The organism is Caulobacter ginsengisoli (assembly GCF_030814835.1).
GTDB classification, from domain to species: domain Bacteria; phylum Pseudomonadota; class Alphaproteobacteria; order Caulobacterales; family Caulobacteraceae; genus Caulobacter; species Caulobacter ginsengisoli.
In genome coordinates this window covers 320,288-336,429 of sequence record NZ_JAUSVS010000002.1, presented here as the reverse complement: position 1 = coordinate 336,429, position 16,142 = coordinate 320,288, and the positions used below count along the sequence as shown (strand labels likewise).

Sequence of the window (16,142 nt, the reverse complement as noted above, 5' to 3'; positions counted from 1 at the left end):
ATAAACGGCAGGAAACACCCATGGACATCGAACTGGTCGCCGAAGGTTTCGAATTCCCCGAAGGCCCCATCGCCATGGCCGACGGCTCGATCATCCTGACCGAGATCGCCGGCCAGCGGCTGACCCGCGTCACCCCCGACGGCAAAAAGGAGACGGTGGCTGAGACCGGCGGCGGACCCAACGGCGCGGCCATCGGCCCGGACGGCAAGATCTGGGTGACCAACAACGGCGGATCGTTTCAGTTTCACGAGGTCCAGGGCCTGCTGATCCCCGGCCCGACCCCACCCAGCCACACCGGCGGCATGATCCAGAAGGTCGACATCAAGTCGGGCAAGGTCGAGACGGTCTATGACGCCTGCGAGGGCCGCCGGCTGATCGGACCCAACGACATCGTTTTCGACAAGAACGGCGGCTTCTGGTTCAGCGATCACGGCTGCTCGACGCCCGAGGGCCGCAAGTTCGGCGGGGTCTATTACGCGACCGCCGACGGCAAGAGCATCACCCGCCAGCGGGACGGCCTGATCTCGCCCAACGGCATCGGCCTCTCGCCCGACGAGAAGACGGTCTATGTCGCCGACACCCAGCTGGGCCGCCTCTGGGGCTTCGATGTGTCGGGCGTCGGCCAGCTGGCCGAGGGGCCTCCGTTTCAGCCGGGCCGGGTGGTCTGCAACCTGCCGGGTTACCAGCTGCTGGACAGCCTGGCGGTCGAGGCCGGCGGCAAGGTCTGTGTCGCCACCATCATCAACGGCGGCGTCACCGCCTTCGACGAGGACGGCACGACCGAGCACTATCCGTTCCCGGACATCCTCTGCACCAACATCGTGTTCGGGGGGGATGACATGCGGACGGCGTGGATCACCGCGTCGGGGACGGGGAAACTCTACAAGGCGAAGTGGCCGAGGCCGGGGCTGAAGCTGAACTTCAACGCTTAATCCTTGTTTCTCCCTTCCTCCTCCCCCGGGTCGGGCCTGCCCGGCCCGCCCGACCCGAGGGAGGGAGGGTTCTCAAGCTCTAGTACAGCGTCATCATCGCCGAGCGCTCGAAGCTCTTGAGCTCGTCATTGCGCCCGTCACGAACCTTCACCACCCATTCGGGATCCTGCAGCAGCGCCCGCCCGACCGCGACCAGGTCGAACTCGCCGGCGTCCAGACGCCGCTCCAGCTCGTCAAGCGACGCCGGCTCCGACGCCTCGCCGCCATAGGCCGCGATGAACTCGCCCGACAGCCCCACCGAGCCCACCGTGATGGTCGGCTGGCCGGTCAGCTTCTTGGCCCAGCCGGCGAAGTTCAGGTCGCTGCCCTCGAATTCCGGCTCCCAGAACCGGCGTTGCGAGCAGTGGAAGATGTCGGCCCCGGCGTCGGCCAGGGGCTGCAGCCAGGCTTCCATCTCGGCGGGCGTATGGGCCAGCCTGGCGGTGAAGTCCTGCTGCTTCCATTGCGAGAGGCGGATGATCACCGGGTAGTCGGGGCCCACGGCGGCGCGGACGGCCCTGAGGATCTCGGCGGCGAAGCGGCCCCGGTCGGAAATGCTGGGTCCGCCGAAGGCGTCGTCGCGCTGGTTGACCCCGTCCCAGAAGAACTGGTCGATCAGATAGCCGTGGGCGCCGTGCAGCTCGACCGCCTCGAAGCCCAGGGCCTTGGCCGCCGCCGCGGCGCTGGCGAAGGCGGCGATGGCGTCGGCCACTTCCACATCGGTCATCGGATCGCCGAACTGCTTGCCGGGGCTGGAGAGACCCGAGGGGCTGTCGTACTTCTCCGGCTGCCATTCGGGATGACGGCTGCGCACCGCGCCCACATGCCAGAGCTGGGGCGCCATCACCCCGCCGGCGCTGTGCACCGCGTCGATCACCGTCTTCCAGCCCGCCAGTTCCTTGTCGCCATGGAAGCGTGGAATGTTGGGATCGTTCAGCGAGACGGGCCGGTCGACCCCCGTCCCTTCCGAGACGATCAGCCCGACATCGTTCTGCGCCCGGCGGCGGTAGTAGTCGGCGACATCCTGGGTCGCGACTCCGCCCGGTGAGAAGGACCGGGTCATGGGCGCCATGACGATGCGGTTCTTGAGGGTCAGCCCCTTGTGCGAAAACGGCTTGAACAGCGGGTTGGTCACGCGGGCTCTCCAGTTGTTACCGCCGTTTAAACAAGCGTTTGAGCCCTTGGCCACGCAGAAAATCTGATCATACCCCCGCTCCAACTGCCCGATTTGGGGACTTGGCGGCATTCCGTTCATCTGACGTTGTTTTGCGATGACCCATACTGGGCTACTAGAAAGGCTGTGCGTCCGGTCGGGGACGCCGGGTTGGTGTGATGCCGAGTCTCAAGACGGCCGAACGAAGCTGGCCGGAAACCCTGGCGTATCGGACGGCCGAAGGCTGGCCGACCCAGGCGCTGTTCGACGCCTGGCCCTCCCTGGAAACCACCGCCCTGCACGAGCCGGAACGGCTGGCCGTGGTGCTCAGCGAGATCGTCGCCTCGCCGGCCGCCGCCGCCTTCGCCACCCATGCCCCGGCCTCGGGCCTGGTTAGCGCCGTGGTCTCGGCCGACGGCCAGACCCTCTATACCGACAGGGGTTTTCGCGACTGGTTCGGCGTGCCAAGCGATACGCCCGCCTTCCGCCGCCTGATCCGGTTGGCGCTGAAGAACGGCCAGGTCTCGGGTCTGGTCGAGGCGCGGGACGGCGACGCCATCGCCTGCTGCGCGGGCCTGGCCGAGATGACGGCGGGCTGGCCGATGCCCGAGGCCTGCCGCACCATGCTGCGGGACGGCGGCCGGCGCGTGGTGCTGCTGGGCTTCTCCCCCTCGCGCTCCAGCGAGCTGACCCAGCGGGCGGCCGAGGCCTATGGCCTGACGCCGCTGGAGGCGCGCCTGGCCGAGGCCCTGCTCGATTCGCCCAACCTGGAGGCGGCCGCCGCCCAGATCGGCGTCGGCCGCGAGACCGCCCGCGAGGCCCTGAAGAAGGCCATGCGCAAGGCCGGGGCCAAGCGCTCGCCCGAACTGGTCCGCAAGATGATGGACCTGATCTGCGGCGACCATCCGCCCTCCCCCGACATCGAAGCCACCCTGGCCGCCTCGTTCGGCGCCACCCCGGCCGAGTCGCGGGCCGCGGCGGCCTTCGCCCGGGGCCTGACCGCCCGCGAGGTCGCCGCCGACCTGGGGGTCAAGGAAGCCACCGTGCGCGGCCAACTCAAGGCGGTGTTCGCCAAGACCGGGGTCAACAAGGCCAAGGACCTGGTCCGCCTGTCGGTCGAGACCAGTTCGCTGGCGGCGATGATCTCCAACGCCGAATCGGTGGTGTCCGACCACGATCCGGGCGGCCGCCTGAGAGTGCTGGTCGCGCCCGGCGAGCGGCGGGTGGCCTTCACCGACTATGGGCCACGCAGTGGCCAGGCGCTGTTCGTGCTGCACGGCCAGGCCACCGGGCGCAACCTGACCCGCCCCTTCGTCGCCGCCCTGCAGGCCAAGGGCTTCCGGCCCATCGTGCCGCAGCGGCCGGGCTTTGGCCTGACCGACCCGGCCATCGGCGACATCCTGGAGACCGCCGCCGCCGACATGGCCGCCATCCTGGATGCGCTGAAGATTCCCCGGGTCATCATGCTGGCCCGCGACGGCGCCGTCGCCGCCGGCCTGACCTTCGCCGCCCGCTATCCCCTGCGCGTCATCCGCGGCATCGTCGTCAACGGCAAGTGGCCGGCCCATGAGCGCCTGGCCGCGGGCGGGATGATGAACTCCATCTTCCGGGCCTTCCTGGCCAATCCGGACCTGATCGGGGTGTTCTCGGAGATGCTGCGCCGCCAGACCCGCAGCGACCTGGTGCGCACGACCCTGCGCAATTCCCTCAAGGACAATCTCGCCGACCGCGAGGCGCTCGAGCAGCCCGGCATCCTCGACTACATGGTGCGCGAGGCCCAGGCGATGAGCGCCAGATCCTGCCGCGGCTTCGCCGACGAGCACGCCGCCTACGCCCGCGGCTGGCGGGTGCCCGAGGGGATCGGCGGCGAGCGCTGGCTGGTGGTCGAGGGCGCCACCCTGGCCCTGGAGGGTGTGGAGCGGGTGTTCGGCGACCTGCCGAACGCCAGCTTCGTCAAGATGCCGCGCGCCGGCCTGATGCTCTATATCTCCCATCCGCGGGAGATGGCCGAGCTGGTCGCCACCGGCTGAGCCCCTCAAACTGGCCCCCCAAAACTGGGGAGACGGCGGGGCAGAGTGCGGCTAGTCTTCCCGCACAGTGTTCGGCGGCCCGGGTGTATGGGTCCGCCACCCGCTCGTGGAAGTCGGGAGCCCGGGCGGGCTGTTTTCCAGTTGAAGCACGCCAATTCCCCGGAGGGGCCATGCGCAAAATCACCACCGCCGTCGCTACTGTCAGCCTGATCCTGAGCGGGCTGGCCGTCACCACGCCCGCCTACGCTCAATTCGGCATGGACAAGAAGCCGCCGAAGAACGCCGCCACGCCCCAGCTGCCCAAATGCGCCGCGCCGTTGGGCACGGCGGCGGTGCAGGAGCCGGAGAACCGCTGGTGGACCCAGCTGGGCCTCTCCAGCCCCGAGGCCCTGCTCAAGCTGTTCGCCGCCCGCTCCGGGTGCCTGCGGATGGTCGACCGCAACGGCGGCCTGGCCATGCGCGACCAGGAGCGCGACCTCGCGGCCTCCGGCGACCTGCAGCAGGGCAGCAATATCGGCCGTGGCCAGGTCAAGGCGGCGGACTTCTTCCTGGTCCCCGACATCGCCAATTCCAACTCCAACTCCGGCGGCAGCAACATCGGCGCGGTGGCCGGCAGCTTCCTGCCCGGCGGCTTCGGCGCCCTGGCCGGCAAGCTGCAGACCAAGTCCTCGGAAGCCCAGGTGATCATCACCCTGGTCGATGCGCGGACCACCGAGCAGCTCTATGTCGCCGAGGGCGTGGCCAAGAAGACCGACATCGGCTTCGGCGCGGGCGGGGCCCTGCTGGGCACCACCGGCGGCGGCGCCCTTGCCGGCGGCGGCTATAGCAACACCGAGATCGGCAAGGTCATCACGGCCGCCTATTTCAACGCCTTCATCGATCTCATCAACTACCTGCAGACCCAGGCCCCGACCGGCGCTCAGACGTCCGCGGCGGCGCCTTCGGCCCAGGTCACCACCCAGGCCATCCCGATGCGCCAGCAGCCCTCGCCCTCCTCACCGGTGGTGCTGACCCTGCGCACCGGCGCCATCGTCTATCCGACCGGCGGCCGCAACGGCGTCTGGATGGAAGTCGATGACGAGAACGGCAACCGCGGCTGGGTGTCGTCGGCGTATCTGACGGCCCGCTAGTCTCTGAGAGACGGGGCGCTGTCCTGGCGTCCCGTTTTTCAATTATCCCGCAAGCCTACCCTTTTGCCGCCACCGGCGAATCTGTGGTGCGTTTACGGCCGCGACGAGAAGCATGGCGGTCGTTGGTACGGTCCAGACATACAAATCGATGTCCGCAAACATTTTCGTGACAGCGTATTGCGTCGCGTGCAGAACGAACCCAGTCAGAAAAGCTGCGATACCCCAGGTAAACCTTCGACCTTTCGCTCTGAAATTAAGCACACTAGAGACATAGTGGACCGCGAAAGGACCTAAGGACGCGTATAGAAGTAATAATTTGATTTCATTAGGGCTTTCTCTATTTGTGGAAAGTCGAGCTGCAGTCTCAGCCGCCCATATGCAAATGGCCATAGTAGCAGCCCCGACCTCTGATCGGATCGCCGGACTTCGAATTATAGCGACCCTTACGATCTCTTCAGCAAATGGGAAAAAGATCGCGGTTGCAGGTACAACAAAGTTAAGCCTAGGGTGCGGTCCCAGCAGGAAAAAAATCGACAAATATAGGCCAGCAGAAATGCAAACTACGGCAACGAGAAATGGAAAAACCATAATCGCTGGCACGATGATATCGCGCTCTACCGAGAATTTGTATTCTCGCGACTCGGTCACGCGATTGCCTACTAGGTGCATAACGCACTGCAGATTCTAGAAGATCCAGCCCGAGTCGCCATCACCGCCGCCGCCACCGCCTTCACCACCGGAACCGCCTCCGCCACCACTTGGCTCGTTCTGGTCGCCGGTCGTAGTATCCGCAAAGATTGCCAACAGCCCGATGGCGTCGGGCACTGAGTTGGCAAGAACCTGAAACGCTAGGGAATCGACGCTGTCACCCTGGTCAAGTTGACGGGCAGCCTCATCCAGAAACATGTCCCTAAGAACTGCCTGGGCGTCATTCAGATCAATATCTCCATCGTGATCGGCGTCGCGCATGCCAGGCATAAGCCCCGTGCTCGCATCCAGAAAAGATGCTGCAATGAGACCCACTGCTATGGCCCCGTCCAATCCCCCGTCCCTTATATCTTCATACAAACTTAGGCGAATATTTATCACTTGGCTTTGGCCGTTCGCCATCTCATAGGAAAGTAAGATATAATCTGTGCCATCGATATTGACAATTGTCGGCCCAGAAGGCGGCACGACCATCTGCCCATTTACGATTGTTGCGGCTTGAACGGTAGGCAGATGAGGATCTGAGTATTGATCTCCAAAGTATATTTTTCCGTCGTTCAATCCCATGACAAAGAGAACGTGCCCTTGTGCGTCGCGCACCGTCACCCCGATCCCGCTGCCAGTGCACACCGTTCCTGGAGGAGCGGTCGCGGGTCGATAGATACTGGTGCCGTTAGTCCCAACAGGCATTTGTCGCCCTCCCAGAAGGACGCCATTTATCCACGATTCCTATATAGAAACAACTCCTAGGAGAACGCTTTCGCGACTCCGTTTGCGTCGCCGCCCTCGGCAGACTTGAGCTCCAAGTAAGCTATTACAGAAATTATCGCCGCAATCGCGGTTGCTGCCACTACGCCAAATTGCAACACGACAGCATACGAAACAGAATACCGCCTGGGCGACACAATTTCGGCAAGCGTTCCAAAAATCGTGGCTAAGGCAGCTCCCAGCGTGGCCACAATTAGGAAGAGAATAAATATTCTCACTCTATTTCCCTTGCCTACCGTGAAGGCGCTCAAGAAGCTCTGGGCCAAGCCGCTTCTCTGATGAAGTGAAATCGGTATCGCGAACGCAAAAGCAGAACTAAAGACGACAGGCCAGATAAGAATAACTGGCAGCAACCATCTATGCGGCGACCACCATTGTCCATCGCCGACTGCTTCGCCGAGCAGTGGGGACAATACGGACAGAATTGAAGCGAGACCCGGACCCATCGAAGCATATACTACTCCGACGACTATTGAATTTATCGTAATACCTATTTCCTTCTTTTCGGACCCGCTTAGCGCCAAAACTCTACGAAATCCGAGGGTGCAGAAAGAAAAAAATACTATTAGAAATGAACACAAATAGGTAGAAATTTGAGCTATACTGAGAGCTGTACTATTTCTCAGCACTTTGAATTCCATAAATACGCTTAGATAGTAAGAGAGAACACCGAAAGCCAATCCAGCTATGATCGGAATGAGCGTCGAGGGCCACCCTCCCCGCACCGCCGAGGCGGCCGCAACGAAGGACCGCCGTATGGAAAACTTCATCGTATTCCTCCCGACGTCATGGTGTTCCCGCAACGCGTCTACTCTCGACCTTTGGTAGAGAAGGCAACGACAAAATCGCGCGCTAGTCCAACACACTTTTGGCGGCCTCCTCAGGCGCCCTCACATTCCGGAACATGAACAGCATCAGAAGATCGTAGGCGATCTTCAGCCCGCCGCCGACCAGCAGCGGCCAGGCAAATCCCCCCAGCGACAGCATCCACCCGGCGATCGTCGGCCCCGCGGCCGAGGTCAGGCTGCGCGGCACCGCCGTGAAGCTGGCCGCGGCCGCGCGTTCGGGCGGGGTGACCACGGCCATGACGTAGGAGGTGCGGGCGGGCACATCCATCGAGGACAGGAAGGCGCGGACCAGCAGCAGGGCCAGCACCGCCCAGAGACTGGGGGTGAAGGCCGCCGCGATCAGGCAGAGGCTGGCCGGGATGTGGGTGAAGACCATGGTGTTGATCAGCCCGAACCGCTTGGCCAGGCGCGGGGCGACCAGGAACGAGGCCGCCGCCAGCAGGCCCGCCCAGAAGAAGAACAGGGCGCCCTGGGCCAGGCTCAGGCCGAAACGGTCGAACAGCCACAGCGCCAGCAGGCTCTGGACCAGGAAGCCGCCACCGAAGCTGTCCAGGCTGAAGACCGCCGCCAGCTGTATCACCCGCTTGCGTGACGGGCCGAGCGGGGTGTGGGCGATTGCGGTGTCGGCCTGGGCGACGGGCAGGCGGCGATAGAGGAAGAAGACGACCAGGCCGGCCAGGGCGTAGAGGCCGAACATGCCGCGGATGGCCTCCAGCCTGGGCAGGAGAGCGCCCAGCAGATCCGGCAGACCGGCGGCCAGGGCCCCCAGCGCGCCGACCAGGCCGGCAATCAGGCTGTAGTTGGAGAAGAGCGCCGTGCGGTCGCGGTCGGCGACGGCGTGGGCCAGCAGGCTGTGTTCCAGAGGCAGGAACAGGCTGACATCGCCGCCCGAGGGATTGAGCGTGCCGACGAAGGCGACCACCGCCAGCGGCCAGAAATCGGAGAACCCGGCGAAGGCCAGGCCCGTCAACGCCATGGCCAGCGAGGCGCCAAGCAGCAGCAGGCGTGGCACGATGCGATGGGCCAGGAAACCGACGCTGAGGGTCACCGCCGCCGAACCGGCCAGGGTCAGGCTGGCCAGTAGGCCGATCTGCACGGCGTTGCAGCCCAGGGCCGTGAGATAGACCGGCAGCAGAAGGGCGACGAAACCGTCGGCGAAGGCCCGCACCCCCCGCGTCGTCAGTAGCAGGGCCGCAATCTTGCGGCCCTCAGGCGCCGTGTCTGGCAGCCAGCCGGCCGTCAGAGCCCCAGGACCAGCTTGGCCATGATGTTACGCTGGATCTCGTTGGACCCGGCATAGATCGAGGCCTTGCGGTAGTTGAAATAGGTGGGCGCGGCCGGGGCGGCGTAATCAGGCCCCGGCAGCGGCTCGTTGCTGTCGCCGCGCAGATGGGCCCAGCCGTCCTGCACGAAGGGCTGGCCGTAGACGCCGACCGCCTCGAGGGTCAGTTCGGTGATCGCCTGCTGCACTTCCGACCCCGCGCATTTCAGCATCGAGGAGGCCGGCCCGACCGGCTCGCCGCCGCTCATGGCCGAGAAGATGCGCAGTTCGGTGGCGTCCAGGGCGGCGACTTCGATCTCCAGCGCCGCCAGCTTGCGACGGAAGGCCGGATCGCTGATCATCGCCTCGCCGCTGCCGTCCAGCTCGACCGAGGCGATACGGCGGACCTTTTTCAGCACGCTTTTCAGGCTGGGGGCGAAGGCGTTGCCGCGCTCGAATTCCAGCAGGTATTTGGCGTAGGTCCAGCCCTTGTTCTCCTCGCCGATGCGGTTGGAGACGGGCACCCGGACATCCTCGAAGAAGACCTGGTTGATCTCCTGCTGGCCATCGACCGGCCCGTCCAGGGTCGGCAGCGACTTCACCGTCACCCCGGGCGTATCCATGCGCAGCAGCACGAACGAGATGCCGCTCTGGGGCTTGCCCTCGGTGGAGGTGCGGACCAGGCAGAACATCCAGTCGGCCCATTGCGCCTGGGTGGTCCAAATCTTGGAGCCGTTGAGGACGTAGTCATCGCCGTCGCGGACGGCCTTCATCTGCAAGGAGGCGAGGTCCGAGCCAGAGCCCGGCTCGCTGTAGCCCTGGCACCACCAGATGTCGGACGACAGGATCGGCGGCAGATGCTGGCGCTTCTGCTCCTCGGTCCCGAAGGCCAGGATGACCGGGGCCACCATGTTCAGCCCCATGGGGCTGGGCCGCGGCGTGCCGGCCAGGCCCATCTCGGCGGTGAAGATGTAGCGCTGCGAGGCGGTGAACCCCGCCCCGCCCCACTCGACCGGCCAGTCCGGCGCGGCCCAGCCCTTGGCGGCCAGCTTCTTCTGCCAGCTGACCTGGCCGGCCTTGTCCAGATAGCCGTTCTTGGACTGGGCCAGCCAACGGCGGGTGTCCTCGTCGAAGTTCTCGGCGATCCAGGCGCGGACCTCGTCCCGGAAGGCGAGGTCGTCCGCTGACAGGGCCAGGTCCATGGCGATCAGACCGCGTCGAGGTATTCGATGCTGGGACGGCCGCCCAGGCAGGCGCCGATGCCGGGGCCGGCGGCCTTGAAATAGTCGGTCGAGCCGTGGTGCTTCAGGGCCTCGTCGGAGGCGTAGAGCTCCAGCACCTTGTAGACGTTGGGCTCGGTGCGCGACTTGGTCAGCTGATACATCAGGCAGCCGCTTTCGTTGGCCTTCACCTTGGCGGCGAGGTCGGCGAACACCGCTTCCAGGTCCGCGCCCTTGCCGTCCGCAACCGTCAGGGTCGCCACAACACCGATCATATCCGCCTCCCGAACATCTGTTTGAATGGAGAGACTAGCCGCGCGGAAGGGCGCCGTGAAGTGCGTTGCTGAGGGATTCGTCGGTTGGGCTGTTAGGCCCGGTCGTTCCAGCCGTAGGCGACCCAGCTGTGGCCGCCCAGGTGGCGGGCCTCGATCAGGTCGGGATCGGTGTTGGCGCGGGCCTTGGCCGAGCGGCGGGCGCGCATGGCCAGACCGGCGAAGGCCAGGGTGGCGCTGGCCATCAGGGCCAGGACCACGACGGTGACCGTGGCGAACACCGCCAGCACGGCGGCGACCGTCAGGGCGGCGCAGGTGGCCAGAAGACCGCCGACCCAGGCCAGGCCCTTGAAGGCGCCGCCGGAGCCGTTTGCCAGTCGTCCCATCGAAAACCCTTTCCCGGGCGGTTAACGCCCCTAATTTCTGCCTAGAGCGACGGCGCGTCAACTCAACATGCCTGTGAGGCGGTTTTTCGGCGAAGCTGTGTGCTTCTTAGGCGCCCTACTCCGCCGGAACCATCGCCTTGCGTTCGCGCATCACGGTGTCGAAGGCGGCGTTGATCGAGGCCGATTTGGCCTCCGCGACCTCGATGAACTCCGACGGCAGGCCCCGGGCCCGAGCGCGGTCGGGGTGGGCCACCGAGAGGGCGGATTTCCAGGCGCTGCGCACCACCTCGTCCGGCGCGTCGGGCGGCACATCGAGGATGACATAGGGGTCGTTCGGTCCGGCCCCCAGATGGGTGGCCTTGATCCGGCGATAGGTGAGCGGCGAGAGGCCGAACAGCGCCCCGACCCGCTCCAGATAGGTCAGCTCGTCATGGGTGACCGCCCCGTCGGAGCCGGCGATGTGGAACAGGCCGTCCAGCACGTCCTCGAGCAGCTGCGGACAGGCCCGGTAGCGCTTGGCCAACTGCTTGGCATAGCTCTCGTAGCCGCGCGTGGTCTGGCGGGCCAGGTCGTAGAGGCGGTGAACATTGCGTTCGGAGGCCTGATCCGGCTGGAAAACCCCGGCGAAAGCTGCGAATTCATCGGCGTCGGCCCGGCCGTCGGCCTTGGCCAGCTTGGCGCCCAGCGCCGTCACCGCGGTCGAGAAGGCGGGGTCCTCGCCCGGCAGGCCGGGAGGACAGGTCGAGCACTCGGCCTCGTCGACACGCTTGGCGGCGAGGCTTGCAATGTTGCGCCAGAAGCTCATGGGATCGGTTTGAAGCTTATGATCGTGGCGCTCGGATGACAACTGAACTCGGCGTAACAATCGGCTGGAGCTTCTGGATCGACCGGGGCGGCACCTTCACCGACGTCATCGGCCGCGCCCCGGACGGCGGCGAACAGACCCTGAAGCTGCTGTCGGCCTCGCCGTCCTATGCCGACGCCGCCGTCGAGGCGATGCGCCGACTGCTCGAGGTCGAGCCTGGCGCGCCGTTCCCGGCCGAGCGTGTCGCGGCGATCAAGATGGGCACCACGGTGGCCACCAACGCCCTGCTTGAGCGCAAGGGCGCCCGCACGCTGCTGCTGGTGACCGAAGGCTTCGCCGACGCCCTGCTGATCGGCGACCAGTCGCGGCCCGAGCTCTTCGCCCTCGACGTCATCCGGCCCGATCCGCTCTACAGCGGCGTCGCCGAGGCCAACGAGCGGCTGGCGGCGGATGGCGCGGTGGTGCGGCCTCTGGACGAGGCGGCGCTGGCCCAGAGGCTGTCCGACGCGAAGGCGGAGGGCTACGAGGCCATCGCCATCGCCTTCCTGCATTCCGACCTCAACCCGGCCCACGAACTGAAGGCCGGCGAGATCGCCCGCGCCGCCGGATTCGCCCATGTCACCCTCAGCCACGAGGCCAGCCCCCTGCCCCGCTATGTGGCGCGGGCCGAGACGGCGGTGGCCGACGCCTATCTGACCCCGGTGCTGCAGGCCTATGTCCGCCGGGTCAGCCAGGCGGTGAACGGCGCGCCGCTATGGTTCATGACCTCGGCCGGCGGGCTGGTGCGGGCCGAGGCCTTCCGGGGCAAGGACGCGGTGGTTTCCGGCCCGGCCGGCGGCGTCGTGGGCGTGGCCCGCACCGCCCAGGCTGCCGGCGCGGCGGCGGTGCTTGGCTTCGACATGGGCGGCACCTCGACCGACGTCTGCCGCTATGCCGGGGCGCTGGAGCGGCGCGACACCGCCAAGGTGGCCGGGGCGCGGCTGCGCAGTCCGATGCTGGATGTCGAGACCGTGGCGGCCGGCGGCGGCTCGATCCTGACCTTCGACGGCTTCCGCGCCCGGGTGGGGCCGCACAGCGCCGGGGCCGATCCGGGCCCGGCCTGCTATGGCCGTGGCGGCCCGGCGACCGTGACGGACGCCAACCTGGTGCTGGGCCGGCTGGACCCGCTGTATTTCCCGCTGGTCTTCGGCCCTCATGGCGATGGCCCGCTCGATGTCGAGGCCGCCCAACAGAAGCTGGCCGAGCTGGCCGACGCCATGAACCTGCCCAGCGCCGAAGCCGCCGCCGAAGGCTTCCTGGCCGTCGCTGTGGAGCAGATGGCCCAGGCGGTGCGGCGCATCTCCACCGAGCGCGGCTTCGACCCGCGCGGTCATGCCCTGGTGGCGTTCGGCGGGGCGGCGGGCCAGTGCGCCTGCCAGGTCGCTGATGCCCTGGGCGTCGAAGAGGTGCTGAGCCCGCGCTATGCCTCGCTGCTGTCGGCCTGGGGGATCGGCCAGGCGCGGGTGCGGGTGCTGCGTCAGGCGGGGCTGGAAAAGCCGCTGGGCGAGGCGCTGGAAGAGGCGGAAGTGCTGGCCGGGAGGCTGGCAATGGACGCGCTGGCAGGCATGGCCGAGCAGGGCGCCGAAACCGGGGCGACCGAGCAGCGGTTGATGCTGCGCTACGACGGGGCGGATGCGGTGCTGGCGGTTCCGCTCTCGGATACGGCCAGCGCCAAGGCGGCCTTCGAGTCGGCGCACCAGCGGCTGTTCGGCTTTGTCGAACCGGAGCGGACCATCCTGATCGGCAGCGTCGAGGTGGAGGTCGAGGCCGCCGGCGCCGGAAACGAAAAAAGCCTGGGTCCCCGCCTTCGCGGGGATGAGCGGAAAGAGGGAACGGTCGTACGCGCCGAAGATCTGACCGAAGCCGAGGGACCGGTCCTGATCGTGCGCGGCGATACCCAGATCGCGGTGGCGGACGGCTGGCGGGCCAGGGGCGAGGCCGATGGCCTGATCCGGCTGACCCGCACCCGGCCGCTTTCGACCGCCGCCATCGCCGCCGACAAGCCAGACCCGGTCACACTGGAACTCTTCAACCGTCGCTTCATGGGCGTGGCCGAAGCCATGGGGGCGGCGCTGGAGCGGACGGCGCATTCGGTCAATATCAAGGAACGGCTGGACTTCTCCTGCGCCCTGTTCGACGCCGACGGCGGGCTGGTGGCCAACGCCCCGCACATGCCGGTGCACCTGGGCAGCATGGGCGCCAGCGTGCGGGCCGTGCAGGTCCGCCACCCGGTGCTCAAGCCCGGCGACGCCTTCGCCCTCAACAACCCCTATTTCGGCGGGACACACCTGCCCGACATCACCGTGGTCATGCCGATCTTCATGGAGGGTGAGACACCGGCCTTCTACGTCGCCGCCCGGGGCCACCATGCCGATGTCGGCGGCGTGCAGCCCGGTTCGATGCCGCCCTTCTCCCGCACCATCGACGAGGAAGGCGTCATGCTGGACGCCGTGCCGATCATGCGCGATGGCCGGTTCCTGCAGGACGATACCCTCGCCGCCCTGAAGACCGGCCAGTGGCCCGCCCGCAGCCCGGACCGCAACATCGCCGATCTCAAGGCCCAGATCGCCGCCTGCCAGGCCGGCGCCCAGGCCGTTTCCGGCATGATCGAGGCGCATGGCGCCCAGACCGTGGCCCGCTACATGGGCTTCGTGCAGCAGAATGCGGAGGCTGCCGTCCGCCGGGCCCTGGGCCGCCTCACCGACGGCGAGGCCCGCGTGCCGCTCGACGGGGCCGGCGAGATCGTCGTCACGATCAAGGTCGACAGCGAAGCCCGCGAGGCGGTGCTGGACTTCCGTCAGTCGGCCGACCAGCTCGACACCAACTTCAACGCCCCCTCGGCCATCGTCTCGGCCGCCGCCCTCTATGTGTTCCGCACCCTGGTCGACGACGACATCCCGCTGAACGCCGGCTGCCTGGCCCCGCTCAACATCCTGACCCGCGAGGGCTCGATGCTGGACCCCAAGCCACCGGCGGCGGTCGTGGCCGGCAATGTCGAGACCAGCCAGCACGTCGTCGACGCCCTCTATGCGGCGCTGGGGGTGATGGCCAACGGCCAGGGGACGATGAACAACTTCACCTTCGGCGACGAGACGCGGCAGTATTACGAGACCATCTGCGGCGGGGCCGGCGCCACGGCCACGCGCGACGGGACCAGCGGCGTCCATATCCACATGACAAATTCCCGCCTCACCGATCCGGAAATACTGGAGCGTCGCTTCCCGGTCAGGGTCGAGTCGTTCGGGGTCCGTCACGGCTCCGGCGGCGCGGGCCTGAGGCGCGGCGGCGACGGCGCCGTCCGGCGGATCCGCTTCCTGGCCCCCATGGAAGCGGCCCTGCTGTCGAGCCGTCGCGAGAACGCCCCGCAGGGGATCGCTGGCGGCGGTCCGGCGCTCGCGGGGCGACAACGGTTGATCGCCGCCACCGGCGCGGTAAAGGAACTGGCCGGCTGCTTCTCCGTCACGGTGGAGCCCGGCGATGTGATCGAGATCGAAACCCCCGGGGGCGGCGGTTTCGGAAAGCCTGCGTAAAGGATACCGATGGCGCCCTTCCTCGTTTTCATGCTGGCCCTGCTGGGCGCCGACGAACCCCCGACCGCCATGGCCGAGCCGGCGGCGCCGCCTGCCGCGGCCGCACCGGCCGCCGCGCCGCAGCCTGCGCCTATGGGCTCCAGCCCGGTCTCGGCGCCGACTGATGACTATGGCTATGTCGCCTGGTGCTACGGGGCGATCAGCGCCTATGTCGAGCTCTACGACAAGGCCATGCCCGAGGTGATCCGCATCGAGCGCGCCTGGCCGACCCCCAGCACCGAAGAAAATATCAACGAGGTCTATCCGAGCCAGAAGAAGGAAAGCCTGGCCGAGCTGAAGCTGTTCCGGCGGGCGATGACCGCCGCCGAAAAGGCCAGCGCCCAGCCCATTCAGCAGCGCGGCGCCGCCGCCATCCGACGCGGCCGGGCCGTCTGGACCGGCGCCGACACCGTCAAGCCCGCCCAGCTGGCCCAGTTCTGGATGTCCTGGACCCCGCCCGCCAAGTGCGAAGAGACCGCCAAGGCGCTGGAAAAGAAGGCGAAACTGTTCGGCCAGGCCCTGACCTACAACGCCGAGCCAGAGCCGGAAGCGGCCCCGCCGGCCGATGCGGCGCCGCCCGCGGATGTCGCAGCGTCCAGCGAACCCGCGCCCGCCGCCGACACCACCGGCGATGTGATGGGAACCCTGACGGACGGCGCCGCGCCGGCGCCGGAGACGACGGCCGACACGCCCGCGCCCGACGCCTCCAAGCCGGAAGATCTGCAGTTCGCGCCAACGGCGGATGGCATCGCTCCGGCGGCTGACAAGCCGCCCGAGGCGGCAGGCGATACGCCGGCCGCCGAACCCGCCCTCACGCCCAGTCTCGAACCCCTGGCCGTGACCGATCCGCCGGCGTCGGCCGACCTGACCCCGGTCCCCGACGTGATCACCCCCGCCCCGAAGGGCGACGCCGCCTCGGCCACCGGCTTCAAGCCGCGCAAGAAGAAGCCGGCCCTGCGCGGGCCGCAATAGCTAGAGCCCT

13 protein-coding genes are annotated in these 16,142 nt (G+C 67.2%); 5 read left to right on the top strand and 8 right to left on the bottom strand.

What is annotated here, in order from left to right; translation table 11 throughout:
* Positions 1–20: 20 nt before the first annotated feature.
* Positions 21–932, top strand: a complete 912-nt coding sequence (locus QO010_RS06840) for an SMP-30/gluconolactonase/LRE family protein (RefSeq protein ID WP_307347637.1) — start codon at positions 21–23, stop codon at positions 930–932.
* A gap of 79 nt (positions 933–1,011) precedes the next feature.
* Here QO010_RS06840 and QO010_RS06835 read toward each other — a convergent pair whose 3' ends face one another.
* Positions 1,012–2,106, bottom strand: a complete 1,095-nt coding sequence (locus tag QO010_RS06835) for an NADH:flavin oxidoreductase (protein WP_307347635.1) — start codon at positions 2,104–2,106, stop codon at positions 1,012–1,014.
* Between the two features lie 197 nt (positions 2,107–2,303).
* Here QO010_RS06835 and QO010_RS06830 point away from each other — a divergent pair, with 197 nt between their 5' ends.
* Positions 2,304–4,154: an alpha/beta fold hydrolase gene (locus QO010_RS06830; protein WP_307347634.1), complete on the top strand. Its 1,851-nt coding sequence runs from the start codon at positions 2,304–2,306 to the stop codon at positions 4,152–4,154.
* A gap of 170 nt (positions 4,155–4,324) precedes the next feature.
* Positions 4,325–5,284, top strand: coding sequence for a CsgG/HfaB family protein (locus tag QO010_RS06825; protein ID WP_307347632.1), 960 nt, complete (start codon positions 4,325–4,327; stop codon positions 5,282–5,284).
* A gap of 684 nt (positions 5,285–5,968) precedes the next feature.
* Here the strand turns inward: QO010_RS06825 and QO010_RS06820 are convergent.
* From QO010_RS06820 to QO010_RS06790, 7 genes are all read right to left on the bottom strand, one after another.
* Complete coding sequence (locus QO010_RS06820) at positions 5,969–6,682, bottom strand: hypothetical protein (RefSeq protein ID WP_307347630.1); 714 nt, start codon at positions 6,680–6,682, stop codon at positions 5,969–5,971.
* A gap of 56 nt (positions 6,683–6,738) precedes the next feature.
* Positions 6,739–7,530 carry a hypothetical protein gene (locus tag QO010_RS06815; RefSeq protein WP_307347628.1) on the bottom strand — a complete coding sequence of 264 codons (792 nt, stop codon included), beginning with the start codon at positions 7,528–7,530 and terminating at the stop codon, positions 6,739–6,741.
* An 82-nt stretch (positions 7,531–7,612) separates the two neighbouring features.
* Positions 7,613–8,776, bottom strand: coding sequence for an MFS transporter (locus tag QO010_RS06810; RefSeq protein ID WP_307347626.1), 1,164 nt, complete (start codon positions 8,774–8,776; stop codon positions 7,613–7,615).
* Positions 8,777–8,847: 71 nt separating this feature from the next.
* On the bottom strand, positions 8,848–10,071 hold the full coding sequence (locus QO010_RS06805) for an acyl-CoA dehydrogenase family protein (RefSeq protein WP_307347624.1): 1,224 nt from the start codon (positions 10,069–10,071) through the stop codon (positions 8,848–8,850).
* A gap of 5 nt (positions 10,072–10,076) precedes the next feature.
* A complete protein-coding gene (locus QO010_RS06800) occupies positions 10,077–10,364 on the bottom strand; it encodes a putative quinol monooxygenase (protein ID WP_307347623.1) in 288 nt (95 codons plus the stop codon).
* A gap of 92 nt (positions 10,365–10,456) precedes the next feature.
* A complete protein-coding gene (locus QO010_RS06795; RefSeq protein ID WP_307347621.1) occupies positions 10,457–10,747 on the bottom strand; it encodes a hypothetical protein in 291 nt (96 codons plus the stop codon).
* A 115-nt stretch (positions 10,748–10,862) separates the two neighbouring features.
* Positions 10,863–11,552 carry a TerB family tellurite resistance protein gene (locus QO010_RS06790; protein ID WP_307347620.1) on the bottom strand — a complete coding sequence of 230 codons (690 nt, stop codon included), beginning with the start codon at positions 11,550–11,552 and terminating at the stop codon, positions 10,863–10,865.
* 35 nt (positions 11,553–11,587) lie between these two features.
* Between QO010_RS06790 and QO010_RS06785 the strand changes: the two genes are divergently transcribed.
* Positions 11,588–15,121 carry a hydantoinase B/oxoprolinase family protein gene (locus QO010_RS06785; RefSeq protein WP_307347619.1) on the top strand — a complete coding sequence of 1,178 codons (3,534 nt, stop codon included), beginning with the start codon at positions 11,588–11,590 and terminating at the stop codon, positions 15,119–15,121.
* A gap of 9 nt (positions 15,122–15,130) precedes the next feature.
* Positions 15,131–16,132, top strand: coding sequence for a hypothetical protein (locus QO010_RS06780; RefSeq protein WP_307347618.1), 1,002 nt, complete (start codon positions 15,131–15,133; stop codon positions 16,130–16,132).
* The last annotated feature ends 10 nt before the right edge of the window (positions 16,133–16,142 follow it).

Bases quoted from the DNA above. Each gene is read 5' to 3' on its own strand.
- QO010_RS06805 (WP_307347624.1), bottom strand. From the start codon at position 10,071: ATGGACCTGGCCCTGTCAGCGGACGACCTCGCCTTCCGGGACGAGGTC.
- QO010_RS06795 (WP_307347621.1), bottom strand. From the start codon at position 10,747: ATGGGACGACTGGCAAACGGCTCCGGCGGCGCCTTCAAGGGCCTGGCC.
- QO010_RS06800 (WP_307347623.1), bottom strand. From the start codon at position 10,364: ATGATCGGTGTTGTGGCGACCCTGACGGTTGCGGACGGCAAGGGCGCG.
- QO010_RS06785 (WP_307347619.1), top strand. From the start codon at position 11,588: ATGACAACTGAACTCGGCGTAACAATCGGCTGGAGCTTCTGGATCGAC.
- QO010_RS06830 (WP_307347634.1), top strand. From the start codon at position 2,304: ATGCCGAGTCTCAAGACGGCCGAACGAAGCTGGCCGGAAACCCTGGCG.
- QO010_RS06815 (WP_307347628.1), bottom strand. From the start codon at position 7,530: ATGAAGTTTTCCATACGGCGGTCCTTCGTTGCGGCCGCCTCGGCGGTG.
- QO010_RS06820 (WP_307347630.1), bottom strand. From the start codon at position 6,682: ATGCCTGTTGGGACTAACGGCACCAGTATCTATCGACCCGCGACCGCT.
- QO010_RS06825 (WP_307347632.1), top strand. From the start codon at position 4,325: ATGCGCAAAATCACCACCGCCGTCGCTACTGTCAGCCTGATCCTGAGC.
- QO010_RS06840 (WP_307347637.1), top strand. From the start codon at position 21: ATGGACATCGAACTGGTCGCCGAAGGTTTCGAATTCCCCGAAGGCCCC.
- QO010_RS06790 (WP_307347620.1), bottom strand. From the start codon at position 11,552: ATGAGCTTCTGGCGCAACATTGCAAGCCTCGCCGCCAAGCGTGTCGAC.
- QO010_RS06780 (WP_307347618.1), top strand. From the start codon at position 15,131: ATGGCGCCCTTCCTCGTTTTCATGCTGGCCCTGCTGGGCGCCGACGAA.